This window comes from Flavobacterium sp. GSB-24, assembly GCF_027924665.1.
Taxonomy (GTDB): Bacteria; Bacteroidota; Bacteroidia; order Flavobacteriales; family Flavobacteriaceae; genus Flavobacterium.
In genome coordinates this window covers 3,055,971-3,068,789 of the sequence record NZ_AP027043.1, presented here as the reverse complement: position 1 = coordinate 3,068,789, position 12,819 = coordinate 3,055,971, and the positions used below count along the sequence as shown (strand labels likewise).

Sequence of the window (12,819 nt, the reverse complement as noted above, 5' to 3'; positions counted from 1 at the left end):
ATGGATACAATTTCAGCAAAAATAGATACGCGTTTGTATCGAACAGAAGTAAAATCAGCGAGCGAAAATGTTCTAATTTCCGATGAACCGCAAGAATTAGGAGGCAAAAATTTAGGATTGAATCCAACAGAGCTTTTGGCAGCTTCACTGGCTTCGTGCACCGTAATTACGTTGCGAATGTACATCAATCGTAAACAATGGGACGTTTCGGAAATAAATGTCAAAATTGATTTTGAAAGAGATGCTGAGCGAAGTGTATCAGTATTCACAAGAAAAATCGAAGTAATCGGCGAAGTCGACGAAACACAAAGACAACGTTTGGAAACGATTGCAAACAGCTGTCCGATTCATAAAACACTTACGCATTCAATAGAAATTAAAACCACATTAATATAATAATCATGGAAATTCAACAGATAAACGATACAAGAAAAGGATATTTTGAAGCAATAGAAGACGGAAAAGAAGCAGGAAAAATGACTTACACTTGGGCAGGAGATTCAAAATTCATAATCGACCATACAGAAGTAAGTCCAGATTTTAACGGAAAAGGTGTAGGTAAAAAATTAGTTTTAGCCGCTGTAGATTATGCAAGAGCTAACAATGTAAAAATTATTCCGCTCTGTCCTTTTGCAAAAAGTGTTTTTGATAAGGTTGAGGAAATACGTGATGTACTTTCTTAAAAGAGATGCTAAGGTTCTAAGTTGCTAAGATTCTAAGATTTTTTTAACCGCAAAGCACACAAAGAATTACGCAAAGTTCGCAAAGTTTTTTTAGGCAAAGCTTTGCGAACTTTTGCGTTTGTATTAAGCTATGTCTGGAATACAACCTTGCGTTCTTTGCGTTAAAAAACAAACACAAAGAAATTCGATTTTTAAATTTCTCCGAAAAGTCGTATATTTGCATGTAATTTAAACTTAGAGTATGACAAGGATAATTACGCTTTTCTGTATTTTTATAGCACAAATCAGCTTTTCTCAATCGGCTGAAAGTTATTTAGAAAAAATCAGAAATAATGAAGCTCTCTTAACAGCTTTTTTTCAACAAATGCCAAAAGGAGGCGATTTACACCATCATTTTTCAGGATCAATTTATGCAGAACCGCTTTTAGAAAGAGCCATTGCAGAAGACTTTTATTTGAATTTGGAAACTATGGCCGTTTCCAAAACCAAACCTGAAAAAGGAAACTGGCAGCGCTTTTCATCTCTTAAAGAAAAACTACCATTTTACGAACAACAAATTATGCAGACATGGTCGGTTAAAGATTATAATGGTTCTGTACCTTCTGATGATCAGTTTTTTGACTCTTTTATGAAATTCGAACCTACAATTGCAGGTCATTTTGCCGAAGGAATGCTCGAATTAAAAAAACGCGCCATTGCTGAAAATGTTTCTTACATCGAAACCCAATTATCAACAATTCCGTCTGATATGAATGTTTCAGATTTGACAGATTTTAATGCAAAACTTCGTCAGGCTTCTGCTCAAAAAGATGAAAAAGCAGTTTTAAAACTTTTAGACGAATTGTATAAATCAATTCAGAAAAAAGACGCTAAAAAATATGCTGAAGATTTCAATAATAATTTCCTTGCAAAACTTCACAAAGACTTAAAAATTGATGATGAGCGTTTTACAATGCGTTATCAAAACTTTGTATTGCGTTTTATGGAACCGGTTGATTTATTTAAAAATCTGGTTATCGCTTTTATTTCATCTAACGAAAGCAAACTAACTGCAGGCGTAAATATCGTTTCTCCAGAACATGGTGAAAACTCCATGAAAGATTATTGGTTACACATGGTGATGTTTAAATACTGCAATTCTAAATTTCCAAATGTAAAATATACGCTTCATGCAGGAGAACTGACTTTAGGTTTGGTTCAGCCAGAAGATTTAACATGGCATATTAATGACGCAATTTATATCGCGGGCGCTAAACGAATTGGTCACGGAGTTGACATCGCCTACGAAGCAAATTCGTATGATTTATTGAAATATATGTCTAAAAACAATATTCCGATTGAGATCAATTTAGTAAGTAATGAGTTCATTTTGAAAGTAAAAGAAAACAGACATCCGTTTACACTTTACAAAGAGTTCAATGTGCCAATTGTAATTAGTACAGACGATGCCGGAATTTTGAGAAGCAATATGACAGAGCAATATGTTTTGTTATCTAAAAGATATCCTGATGTTTCGTATGCCACAATAAAACAATATGTTTACAACAGCATCAATTACAGTTTTATTCAGGATGAAGACGTTAAAAAACGATTGGTTAAAGATTTAGATAATAGATTTAAAACTTTTGAAGCGAAGTTTTCTAAAAATTAAACTCTAAACCTAACAGGTTTTAAAAACCTGTTAGGTTTGTCCATATCTATAAAAAATAAAATTCGTGTAATTTGTGGCAAAAAAATAACTAATGAATATCAAACTTATCGCCATAGGCAAAACAGATAACAAATCTCTTCAGACTTTGATTGACGATTACACCAAACGTTTGTCATTCTACATCAAATTTGATTTGGAAATTATTCCCGATATCAAAAACGTTAAGAATTTATCTGAAAGTCAGCAGAAAGAAAAAGAAGGCGAATTAATTCTGTCTAAACTTTCGCCAACCGATCAATTGATTTTATTGGATGAAAATGGAAAAAACTTTTCCAGTGTTGGTTTTTCTGAAGAATTACAAAAGAAAATGAATTCCGGAATCAAAACGCTTGTTTTCGTAATTGGCGGACCTTACGGATTTTCAGATACAGTTTACAGCAAAGCCCAAGGAAAAATTTCGCTTTCGCTGATGACGTTTTCGCATCAAATGGTTCGTTTGTTTTTTATAGAGCAATTGTACCGCGGATTTACCATTTTACGAAATGAACCTTATCATCATCAATAGTTTTTTGTTTCTTTTGTTTCAGGTTTTCTTTGTTTCACGTATTAGAAAATGAATTCCACTGGAAGCGTATCAAGATTTTGAGTCACATCTTTTTGGAGTAGAATCTTATATTGAATATATTCCTCATAACTCATATTCTTATCAAATAAAAAGACTAAATCTGGTACTTTCACAAACTTTATACTGTAAAAATGTTTTAGTATTTCTGATATTTTTATCTCCTGATTTCCCATAAAAACTCGTTTTTTCCCTTTACCAAAATAAACCACAAAACTTCCCGCAGTAGGTTTCTCCATTTTATAAAACACTTTAGTGAAAGGCAAAAAGGATAGATTTTTTCCAATAGAATCTGCATAAGAATAATAGTTTTCGGCATTTTCGTTTTTATGCGCACTGTCGGCTCGCTTTTTTTCCTGTAATTTCATTACTTCTGGAATTACCAATTTCAAAGGCAGACGTTTGTCAATATTCAAAATCCAATTGGTCGAAATGATACTGCTTTTTCGGTTCACTTCAGCAATTGTATCTTTTCCTTCGACTTTAAAAAAGATGTAAATTGGCGAAAGATCTTGTACTTCTTTTACAATCGTGATATTTGATTTTGGAAGTAGAACGTCTTCTTTTTTTCCGCAGGAGAAAAGAAGAAAGGCAATAATTAGAGTACAGTATTTCATGCTTTTTTATTTTTTTTAATGCAAAGTTTGTCATTTCGACGAAGGAGAAATCTTCGCAAGAAACTCCACAACGAGAATTAATCTTTGTCGATTTAACAACGAAGATTTCTCCTTCGTCGAAATGACAAAAAATGTCGAGATTATGAATTCATTTTCTCAAACAAAGCCACACACTCCACTGCTTCTTTCACATCATGAACCCGAAGAATCTTCGCTCCTTTTGTCAATGCAATTGTATTCAAAAATGTGGTTCCGTTTAAGGCTTCTTGTGCTGTATTATTTAATGTTTTATAAATCATAGATTTTCTTGAAATACCAACTAAAATAGGCAGTTCTAATACATTAAAAAGCTCCATTTTCTGCATCACTTCATAATTCTGATCGGTTGTTTTGGCGAAACCGAAACCAGGATCTAAAATCAAATCGTTGATTCCTAAAGCTCTTGCTTTTTTAACTTTTTCAGAAAAGTAAAAAAGCATTTCTTTAATAATATCATCATATCGCGTCAAACTTTGCATTGTCTGCGGATTACCGCGCATGTGCATCATAATGTAAGGCACATTATATTTTGCAATTACATCAAACATTTTATCATCTAATTCGCCCGCAGCAATATCGTTTATAATAGCAGCGCCACTTTCTATACTTGCTTTTGCGACTTCGGCTCTAAAGGTGTCAATTGATAATAATGCTTTTGGAAAATGCTTTAAAATCAATTCTATAGCAGGAACAATTCGGTCGATTTCTTCTTGTTCCGATACAAATTCAGCACTTGGTTTACTGGAATAAGCACCAATATCAATAAATGCCGCACCTTCAGAAATCATTTTATCTATCTGCGAGATAATCTCGTCTTCGTTTTTATATTTTCCTCCGTCAAAGAAAGAATTTGGCGTAACATTTAAAATTCCCATTACTTTCGGAATCGATAAATCTATAAGTTCGCCCTTGCAGTTAATTGTCATTTGTTTATTTTGTTTCAGGTTTCAGGTTTCAAGTTAGTGTTAACACTTTGTTTAGAAAAAACTTGAAACAAAGCGAACCTTAAACTTGAAACTCTTAAAAAATTATCCTTATTTTTGAAGAAATTTTAGCAAATATACAGCAATAAATGAAGAATACTTCCCTTGAATTTGATAATGTAATTACGGTTTGCCGCACCTTATTTATCAATAAAATGAAAGATTACGGCAGTGCTTGGAGAATTTTAAGACTTCCGTCATTGACCGATCAAATTTTCATAAAAGCGCAAAGAATCAGAAGTTTACAGGAAAATGATGTCCGTAAAGTTGATGAAGATGAAAAAGGAGAATTTATCGGAATCATCAATTATTCTATTATGGCTTTAATTCAGTTAGAATTAGGTGTTGTTGACCAGCCTGATTTAGACGTTGAAAAAGCAACTGAATTATACGATGCTAAAGTAAAGTTAACCAAAGATTTGATGGAAGCAAAAAATCACGATTATGGCGAAGCGTGGCGTGATATGCGTGTAAGTTCTTTAACAGATTTGATTCTGCAAAAATTACTTCGCGTTAAGCAAATTGAGGATAACAAAGGTCAGACTTTAGTTTCTGAAGGAATCGATGCCAATTATCAGGATATGATTAATTATTCTGTTTTTGCTTTAATTTTAAACCCAATCAGTCAATAAAAATTCCAAAAATAAATTCCAAATTCCAACTTTTCAACATGATTTTGGAATTTGGAATTTTAAAATTGGATTTTAAATTTAATATTTATGAAAAACATCATTACTCAATTTTCCCGATTATTTGTCGGTGTACTATTTATCATTTCCGGATTAATAAAACTAAACGACCCGGTTGGTTTCTCTTATAAATTAGCTGAATATTTTAGCGAACCAGTTTTCAATATGCCTTTTTTAGAGCCGTTGGCTTTAGGCTTAGCAATTTTCTTGGTAATTTTAGAAGTAGTTTTAGGAGTAATGCTGTTAGTTGGCTATAAATCAAAATTGACAATTTGGGCATTATTACTTTTAATCGTTTTCTTCACATTCCTTACTTTCTACTCTGCTTATTTTGATGTGGTAAAAGATTGCGGTTGCTTTGGAGATGCTTTGCATTTAACACCTTGGCAGTCATTTACAAAAGATGTTGTTTTACTTTTCTTCATTTTGATTTTATTCGTTAATAAAAAATTAGTAAAACCTTTATTTTCAAAATTAGTTACCAACTTAATTACTTTAATAAGCATTGTTTTGTGCGTTTTTATGGCAGTTTGGGTTTTAAATCATAACCCGATCAAAGATTTTCGTCCGTTTAAAGTAGGCTCTAGTATCCCAAAAGGAATGGAAATTCCAGAAGGAGCTCCAAAATCTGTTGTAGAAATGATTTTCGTTTACAAAGTAAACGGCGTTGACAAAGAATTCACAGAAAAAGATTTAATGAATATTCCAGAAGGAGCAACATTTGTAGATAGAAAAGACAAAGTGATTACAGAAGGCTATGTACCGCCAATTCACGATTTTACAATGACAAAAGATGATTCTGATTATAAAGAAGAATTACTTCAAGAGCCAAAATTGGTTATTTTTGTTACTTACGATTTGACAAAATCAAATCCAGAAGGAATGAAAAAACTAGCTAAAGTTTCGGCAGATGCCAAAGCAAAAGGTTATAAAGTAATTGCAATGACTGCTTCTGGTGCTGACGAAATTTCAAAAGCTAAAAAACAATACAACTTAGATACCGATTTTTATTTCTGCGATGCAACAACTTTAAAAACAATCGAAAGAGCCAATCCAAGTATCGTTGTCCTAAGCAAAGGCGTTGTTGTGAAAAAAGTACATTACAATGATGTTGAAGATTTGAAATTGTAATATCATTTAAAATATTTAAAGCGCTGATAAACTTATTGTTTTATCAGCGCTTTATTTTTACTTGCAGTCTGTTCAAACTTAACTTTTTGATTACGAATAAAAATCTCACATGTGATCAAACAAAAAACCAAATTTAATAAATGAAAAAACTCATTAAAGCCTTAACTTTTTCGCTTACAATTTTATCTAGCATTTTATCTTTTAGCCAGGCAAAAAATGAGAACCAACGTTACATTTTCTTTTTTCACAACAAATTTGTTCAAGAAAATTCCTTAAACGCAGCTCATCCTGAATATGGAAAAGCAGAATACAATGAGATTTTAGAATCATTCAGAAAAGATAATTTTATTGTTTTTAGTGAAAAAAGAAAGAAAAACACAAATTCTGCTGAGTACGCAGAAAAGATTGTAAAACAGGTAAAAGCATTAATAAAAAAAGGCGTCCCTCCAAATCATATTACAGTAATTGGAACTTCACAGGGCGGTTATATTGCCCAGTACGTTTCGACTTATTTAGCAAATCCAGATGTGAATTTTGTCTTTATTGGATGCTTTAGAGATTCTGATATTCAAGAAATTCCGGATATTAATTTCTGCGGTAATATTTTAACCATTTACGAAACATCAGATATTTATGGCGTTTCAGCTGTCAAAAGAAAGGAAACTTCAAAACTCCAAGTAAATCACTTTAAAGAAATCGAATTGAATACCAATCTTAAACATGGTTTTCTTTTTAAAGCTTTAGACGAATGGATCGTTCCAAGTAAAAAATGGGCAAATGGAAATTATAATTTGAATTAAAAAAAATGATAATAAGGTCTTCAAAAATCAAATTTATTGAAGGCTTTTTTCATTGAAATCCGACGTTTTTTATGTCCTAAAATTGTTCTTCAATTTAAAAATTTCACCCATTTTTCAAATCTCATAAAATTCATTTAGAAAATTACACGATTTTAACCTCAACTATTACGTTTTCATTCACCTTTTTCTAACCTAAAATTGTTGTTTTGTTACAAAATAAACGACTCTTCAAATTTTGTTAATCTACATTTCGCTTTCAATTTGTTTGTTTAACTTTGTGAATTCAGTACTTAATTTTAAAATAATTTAATTTACATATGAAACAAATTGCCCTAATTGTAATTGCATTTATTACTTTTTCATGTTCACAAGCTCAGAAAACTAGTTTTTCTAAAGAAGCTTTATCCGAGAAATTATTAGGAACAGACAATAGTCAGACTACATTTAAAAACATTCTGAAAAAATATAAAGGAAAAACTTTAGTTATTGAAGTTTGGGCTTCTTGGTGTGGGGACTGTGTAAAAGCAATGCCAAAACTAAAAGAATTACAAGCTAATAATCCTAATGTTTCTTACTTATTCATTTCGGCTGATAAAACTGCTGATAAATGGAAAGCTGGAATCGAAAAACACGAATTAAACAAAGGCGATCATTATATGATGAATGATGGCATGAAAGGTCTTTTTGGAAAAGCCATTGATTTAGATTGGATTCCGAGATATATTGTTGTGGATAAAACAGGAAAAATTGTGCTTTATCGCGCTATAGAAACTGATTTCGCTAAAATAGACGAAACTTTAAAAGGATTGAAATAATTTTCAATAACAATGTCAATTCAAAAATCAATTTTAATTTTTTCTTTGACCTTACTTCATAAAACAAAAAACAAAAAAATAATATAAAACTACCAAAATGAGAAAATCGATTGTTGCAGGAAACTGGAAAATGCATAAAAATGCTGCTCAAACTGAAGAATTATTAAACGAGATAATTGCTAAAATTCCAGCAAAAACGAATGCACAAGTTATTGTAGCTCCAACATTTGTAAACTTACAAGCTGCTGCTGCAAAATTAAAAAATACAACTATTGGAGTTTCTGCTCAAAATGTTCACCAAGCTGAAGGCGGTGCATTTACAGGAGAAATTTCTGCAGATATGTTAACAAGCATTGGCGTTAACACAGTTATATTAGGTCATTCTGAGCGTCGAGCAATTTTCAACGAAACTGACGCTTTAATCGCAAATAAGGTTGATACAGCTTTAAAACATGACATGACAGTTATTTTCTGTTTTGGAGAAGAATTAAAAGACCGTCAATCTGATAATCATTTCAATATTGTTGAAAATCAATTACGTGACGGAGTTTTCCATATCGCAAAAGAATCATGGTCAAAAATTGTATTAGCTTATGAACCTGTTTGGGCTATTGGAACTGGAGAAACTGCTTCGCCTGAACAAGCGCAGGAAATGCACGAATTCATTAGAGAAACTATTCGTAAATCTTTTGGAGCTGAAATCGCTGATGAAGTTTCTATTTTATACGGTGGTTCTGTTAAACCAGAAAACGCTAAAGAAATCTTTGGTAAACCAGACGTAGATGGTGGTTTAATTGGTGGTGCTGCTTTAAAAGCTGATGACTTTTTAGCAATTGTTACTGCTATCTAATTTTAGATTTTAGATTTTAGATTTTAGATTTTAGATTTTAGATTTTAGATTTTAGATTTTAGATTTTAGATTTTAGATTTTAGATTTTAGATTTTAGATTTATACTTACAAAAACCATTCGCGATGCGAATGGTTTTTTCGTATTGGGATTTGGAATTTGGCTTTTTTAAATTGAATTTTATAATTTAAGAATTACCTTTGCAAAAAAATTATTTATGTCGAATATATATTTAGGATATCATTTTACGATTGAGCCAAAAGAACTTGGTTCGGAGATTTTAGTTGCTGAGTTGGGCGAAAAAGCGTTTGAAAGTTTTACAGAAACAGAAAACGGGATTTCGGCTTTTGTGAAGAAAGATTTATGGGACGAAAATATTCTAGACGATATTTATATTTTACAATCTGAAGAGTTTAAAATCGAATATACTGTTGAAGAAATCGATCAGGTAAACTGGAATGAGGAATGGGAAAAGAATTTTGAACCTATTGATGTTGACGGAAAATGCCATGTTCGCGCTCCTTTTCACCCAAAAACTAATGCCGAATTTGATATTGTAATCGAACCAAAAATGAGCTTTGGAACTGGTCATCATGAAACGACACACATGATGATTCAGCATTTATTAGAAATGGATGTTAAAGGTCTTAAAACTTTGGACATGGGCTGCGGAACAGCAATTTTAGCAATCTTGGCTGAAATGAAAGGTGCTAAACCAATAGACGCAATTGATATTGACAATTGGTGTTATTTGAATTCTATTGAAAATGCCGAACGCAATAATTGTAAACATATCAGCGTTTATGAGGGCGATGCAGCTTTATTGGCAGGCAAAAAATATGATTTAATTATTGCAAACATCAATAGAAATATTTTATTGAATGACATGCAGGCTTATGTTGATTGTTTGAACCCAAAAGGAATTATACTTTTTAGTGGTTTCTATGAAGAAGATATTCCGTTTATCGATGCTTCATGCGTTGAAAAAGGATTGACTTATGTTAAAAAGTTTCAAAGAAACAACTGGGTATCATTAAAATACGTAAATTAGATATTAGTAATTACATCAGTACAAAAACTTAAAAAAAATGAGTACTAAAGAAAAAGTTAGAGAAAGAATTCGCGAGAAAGAAGCAACGGGTTTCAATAACGAAATCATAGTTTACAATGATGATGTAAACACTTTTGACCACGTAATTGATACTCTTATGCGTGTATGCAGTCACACAGCTGAACAAGCTGAGCAATGCTCTTTAATTGTACATTACAACGGAAAATGCACTGTAAAAACAGGGCCAATAGACAAATTAAAACCTCAATGTACACAACTTTTAGAAGCGGGACTTAGCGCTGAAATCGTTTAGTTGAAAATATTTTAAAAAACATTCTATTTTATTCTATATTTGAATTAAATAGAATGTTTTTTTTATGGAGGAATATGGAAAGATATTGATTATTGCAATGCCTATTTTTTTGACCTTAATTATCATCGAAAAAATATACGGTATTTATATAAAAAATGACACCGCTCCTCTTATAGACAGTGTATCAAGCATAAGTTCTGGAATAACCAATTCTGTCAAAGATGTTTTGGGTCTCAGTATTACTTTTCTGTCTTACGAATGGCTGGTTTCTAAAATTGCATTACAGCATTTAGAAGCAAATGTCCTCTCCTATTTCATTGCTTTTTTTGTTATTGATTTTTACGGATATTGGAGCCATCGACTAGCACATCAAATTAACTTTCTTTGGAACAAACATGCCATTCATCACAGCAGTGAAGAGTTTAATCTTGCGTGTGCGCTTCGCCAGCCTATTGCCAGCTTGGTTAATTTATTTACGTTTTTATTGATTCCCGCAGCTCTTTTAGGTGTTCCGGCTTCTGTAATTGCGATAACACTTCCTATTCATTTGTTTTTACAATTTTGGTATCACACCAAACACATTAAAAAAATGGGATTTATTGAACAAATTCTAGTAACTCCTTCACATCATCGTGTACACCATGCGATTAATCCAGAATATTTAGACAAGAATCATTCGCAGATTTTTATTTTCTGGGATAAACTTTTTGGCACTTTCCAGGAAGAATTAGACGATGTTCCGCCAGTTTTTGGAATCACAAGACCTGCTAATACTTGGAATCCTATTAAGATTAATTTCCAGCATTTAAGCTTATTAGTAAAAGATGCCTGGCGAGCTCCTAAATGGAAAGACAAATTAACGATCTGGTTTAAACCAACTGGCTGGCGTCCGGAAAACTTTGAAGAAAAATATCCCGTAAACAAAATTGAAAATGTTTTTGATTTTGAAAAATACGGAACACAAAACTCTCAAAGATTAATCTACTGGTCTGTAATTCAAGTTTTAATCACTTTATTATTTGTAAGCTATTTATTTGAAAACATTGCCACAATTGGTTTACCGAATATCTTTATTTATGGCTTTTTTATTTTTGTTACGATCTACAGTTACTCAGAATTAATGGATAAAAGCAGATTTTCTGTTGTATGGGAAAGTTTGAGATTGATAACAGTAATCGGTATTGTGGCTTACTTTAGAGATTGGTTTGGCTTAAATCGTGTAATTCCGATTAGTAATTATGTTATTTTTACATACTTAATATTCTCTCTTTTCGTGACAATCTATTTTGTCAATATTGAATTTAAGAACAAACCAAAACCATATATCAATCATAATCCCCTATTATGAGAAACTCTTATTTTTACAAAATTTATTTAGCGTTCAGTATACTATACCTGATTATTCTGGTATCTGGTTACGAGCGATTCGATCTGTTTTTAAAACCCATATTAATACCAATTATTGGGTTTGGTGTTTATTTTTTTAGAAAATTTCCAACTAAAAATACCTTATTAAGCGCACTTGTATTTTCTTGGATTGGAGACGTTATTCTGTTATTTACAGATCTTGGTGAAATATATTTCATATTGGGTTTAGTATCTTTTTTGACAGCCCATATTATCTATTGCATATTGTTTAATAAACTGAATAAGATTAGAAAAAAGCAGAACAGGTCAGTTTTTATTTTTGGAAGCATTTTAATTGCTTTATATTTAATTGGCATGGTTTCTTTTTTAATGCCATTTTTAGGAGATTTAAAAATTCCTGTTACAATTTATGCATCAATTATTTCTATTATGCTTTTATTTGCCTTTAACGGATTTTTAGTTTGGGAAAAACCTGGTAATTTACTCGTTTTTTTAGGAGCATTTTTCTTCATTATATCGGATAGTATTTTGGCGATAAACAAATTTTATGCTCCAATTCCGAAAAGCTCATTTTTTATTATGCTGACTTATCTTCTGGCACAATATCTGATTGTAATTGGTATTTTAAAACTAAACCGCAAAAAAGTAGAAGAATAATTTTTGAGTGTTCAAAACTGTATTTGGAATACTGAAACTAACTGTTATTACAATATTATAACCCATGAAAAAAATAACCCTTTTTATTGTTTTATTAATCACTGCAACTTCTTGCGTGAGTACAAAATCAACCTTAAAAAATGTAGACGACAACGCGCCTGATTTGATTTTGAAGAAAGACAATACTTTCCTTATCACTCAATTTGCTAAAGACAAAAAATACGGTTACGATCCTGATTATCCAATAAATATATTTTTTCAAAATACTAATAGCGAAACTCTTAATGAATCTCGTTTCCTGAATGCGCTGGCGGGACCAAGCGGTGAAAAAATTACTTATACAAAATTAGAAACCTGTTGTCCGTTTCCAACCAAAAGAAGTAATATGGGCGCTGGTTTTTTGAATGTTTACGAATTGAAATGGGAAGGACAGAAAAAGCCAATTAAGCTTTATTTGAATGTTTATGAAAAAGGAATTTTAATGGTTCCTGTGGGATTGAGGCTGAAGTAAGAAATATAATTCTAAGTATAATAATTTTGATTAAGGTTATT

16 protein-coding genes are annotated in these 12,819 nt (G+C 31.6%); 14 read left to right on the top strand and 2 right to left on the bottom strand.

What is annotated here, in order from left to right; translation table 11 throughout:
• The 4 genes from QMG60_RS13265 (at nt 1) to rlmH (ending at nt 2,899) form a co-directional block, all read left to right on the top strand.
• Entirely contained in the window at nt 1-396 is a 396-nt protein-coding gene (locus tag QMG60_RS13265; RefSeq protein ID WP_281865233.1) for an OsmC family protein, read from the top strand.
• A gap of 5 nt (nt 397-401) precedes the next feature.
• Nucleotides 402-683, top strand: coding sequence for a GNAT family N-acetyltransferase (locus tag QMG60_RS13260; RefSeq protein ID WP_134141808.1), 282 nt, complete (start codon nt 402-404; stop codon nt 681-683).
• Between the two features lie 241 nt (nt 684-924).
• Nucleotides 925-2,334, top strand: coding sequence for an adenosine deaminase (locus QMG60_RS13255; protein ID WP_281865232.1), 1,410 nt, complete (start codon nt 925-927; stop codon nt 2,332-2,334).
• A gap of 91 nt (nt 2,335-2,425) precedes the next feature.
• Complete coding sequence (gene rlmH / locus QMG60_RS13250) at nt 2,426-2,899, top strand: 23S rRNA (pseudouridine(1915)-N(3))-methyltransferase RlmH (RefSeq protein ID WP_026982293.1); 474 nt, start codon at nt 2,426-2,428, stop codon at nt 2,897-2,899.
• A gap of 41 nt (nt 2,900-2,940) precedes the next feature.
• Here the strand turns inward: rlmH and QMG60_RS13245 are convergent, their stop codons facing one another.
• Entirely contained in the window at nt 2,941-3,573 is a 633-nt protein-coding gene (locus QMG60_RS13245) for a hypothetical protein (RefSeq protein WP_281865231.1), read from the bottom strand.
• Nucleotides 3,574-3,713: 140 nt separating this feature from the next.
• A complete protein-coding gene (gene folP, locus QMG60_RS13240) occupies nt 3,714-4,538 on the bottom strand; it encodes a dihydropteroate synthase (RefSeq protein WP_281865230.1) in 825 nt (274 codons plus the stop codon).
• Between the two features lie 146 nt (nt 4,539-4,684).
• Between folP and QMG60_RS13235 the strand changes: the two genes are divergently transcribed.
• The 10 genes from QMG60_RS13235 to QMG60_RS13190 all read left to right on the top strand — a co-directional run bounded on the left by QMG60_RS13235 (nt 4,685) and on the right by QMG60_RS13190 (nt 12,778).
• Nucleotides 4,685-5,227, top strand: a complete 543-nt coding sequence (locus QMG60_RS13235; protein ID WP_281865229.1) for a DUF1599 domain-containing protein — start codon at nt 4,685-4,687, stop codon at nt 5,225-5,227.
• An 87-nt stretch (nt 5,228-5,314) separates the two neighbouring features.
• Nucleotides 5,315-6,415 (top strand): BT_3928 family protein, encoded by a 1,101-nt coding sequence (locus QMG60_RS13230; protein WP_134141814.1) that lies wholly within the window; start codon nt 5,315-5,317, stop codon nt 6,413-6,415.
• Between the two features lie 140 nt (nt 6,416-6,555).
• Entirely contained in the window at nt 6,556-7,215 is a 660-nt protein-coding gene (locus QMG60_RS13225; protein ID WP_281865228.1) for an alpha/beta hydrolase, read from the top strand.
• 317 nt (nt 7,216-7,532) lie between these two features.
• Nucleotides 7,533-8,030, top strand: a complete 498-nt coding sequence (locus QMG60_RS13220; RefSeq protein ID WP_281865227.1) for a TlpA disulfide reductase family protein — start codon at nt 7,533-7,535, stop codon at nt 8,028-8,030.
• Nucleotides 8,031-8,127: 97 nt separating this feature from the next.
• Entirely contained in the window at nt 8,128-8,880 is a 753-nt protein-coding gene (gene tpiA / locus QMG60_RS13215) for a triose-phosphate isomerase (protein ID WP_281865226.1), read from the top strand.
• A gap of 215 nt (nt 8,881-9,095) precedes the next feature.
• Nucleotides 9,096-9,929 (top strand): 50S ribosomal protein L11 methyltransferase, encoded by an 834-nt coding sequence (gene prmA / locus QMG60_RS13210; RefSeq protein WP_281865225.1) that lies wholly within the window; start codon nt 9,096-9,098, stop codon nt 9,927-9,929.
• 37 nt (nt 9,930-9,966) lie between these two features.
• Nucleotides 9,967-10,242 (top strand): ATP-dependent Clp protease adaptor ClpS, encoded by a 276-nt coding sequence (locus QMG60_RS13205; protein WP_057118487.1) that lies wholly within the window; start codon nt 9,967-9,969, stop codon nt 10,240-10,242.
• A gap of 64 nt (nt 10,243-10,306) precedes the next feature.
• Nucleotides 10,307-11,590 (top strand): sterol desaturase family protein, encoded by a 1,284-nt coding sequence (locus tag QMG60_RS13200; RefSeq protein WP_281865224.1) that lies wholly within the window; start codon nt 10,307-10,309, stop codon nt 11,588-11,590.
• The gene (locus tag QMG60_RS13195) at nt 11,587-12,267 is read left to right on the top strand and encodes a lysoplasmalogenase (RefSeq protein WP_281865223.1); all 681 of its coding nucleotides are present in this window, start codon (nt 11,587-11,589) and stop codon (nt 12,265-12,267) included. Before QMG60_RS13200 ends, QMG60_RS13195 begins: the two co-directional genes overlap by 4 nt.
• Before the next feature lie 64 nt (nt 12,268-12,331).
• Nucleotides 12,332-12,778, top strand: a complete 447-nt coding sequence (locus QMG60_RS13190) for a 2-dehydro-3-deoxyphosphooctonate aldolase (protein ID WP_134141127.1) — start codon at nt 12,332-12,334, stop codon at nt 12,776-12,778.
• Nucleotides 12,779-12,819: the final 41 nt, after the last annotated feature.

Bases quoted from the DNA above. Each gene is read 5' to 3' on its own strand.
- QMG60_RS13265 (WP_281865233.1), top strand. From the start codon at position 1: ATGGATACAATTTCAGCAAAAATAGATACGCGTTTGTATCGAACAGAA.
- QMG60_RS13255 (WP_281865232.1), top strand. From the start codon at position 925: ATGACAAGGATAATTACGCTTTTCTGTATTTTTATAGCACAAATCAGC.
- QMG60_RS13205 (WP_057118487.1), top strand. From the start codon at position 9,967: ATGAGTACTAAAGAAAAAGTTAGAGAAAGAATTCGCGAGAAAGAAGCA.
- QMG60_RS13200 (WP_281865224.1), top strand. From the start codon at position 10,307: ATGGAGGAATATGGAAAGATATTGATTATTGCAATGCCTATTTTTTTG.
- folP (WP_281865230.1), bottom strand. From the start codon at position 4,538: ATGACAATTAACTGCAAGGGCGAACTTATAGATTTATCGATTCCGAAA.
- QMG60_RS13235 (WP_281865229.1), top strand. From the start codon at position 4,685: ATGAAGAATACTTCCCTTGAATTTGATAATGTAATTACGGTTTGCCGC.
- rlmH (WP_026982293.1), top strand. From the start codon at position 2,426: ATGAATATCAAACTTATCGCCATAGGCAAAACAGATAACAAATCTCTT.
- QMG60_RS13220 (WP_281865227.1), top strand. From the start codon at position 7,533: ATGAAACAAATTGCCCTAATTGTAATTGCATTTATTACTTTTTCATGT.
- QMG60_RS13245 (WP_281865231.1), bottom strand. From the start codon at position 3,573: ATGAAATACTGTACTCTAATTATTGCCTTTCTTCTTTTCTCCTGCGGA.
- prmA (WP_281865225.1), top strand. From the start codon at position 9,096: ATGTCGAATATATATTTAGGATATCATTTTACGATTGAGCCAAAAGAA.
- QMG60_RS13225 (WP_281865228.1), top strand. From the start codon at position 6,556: ATGAAAAAACTCATTAAAGCCTTAACTTTTTCGCTTACAATTTTATCT.
- QMG60_RS13230 (WP_134141814.1), top strand. From the start codon at position 5,315: ATGAAAAACATCATTACTCAATTTTCCCGATTATTTGTCGGTGTACTA.
- QMG60_RS13195 (WP_281865223.1), top strand. From the start codon at position 11,587: ATGAGAAACTCTTATTTTTACAAAATTTATTTAGCGTTCAGTATACTA.
- QMG60_RS13190 (WP_134141127.1), top strand. From the start codon at position 12,332: ATGAAAAAAATAACCCTTTTTATTGTTTTATTAATCACTGCAACTTCT.
- QMG60_RS13260 (WP_134141808.1), top strand. From the start codon at position 402: ATGGAAATTCAACAGATAAACGATACAAGAAAAGGATATTTTGAAGCA.
- tpiA (WP_281865226.1), top strand. From the start codon at position 8,128: ATGAGAAAATCGATTGTTGCAGGAAACTGGAAAATGCATAAAAATGCT.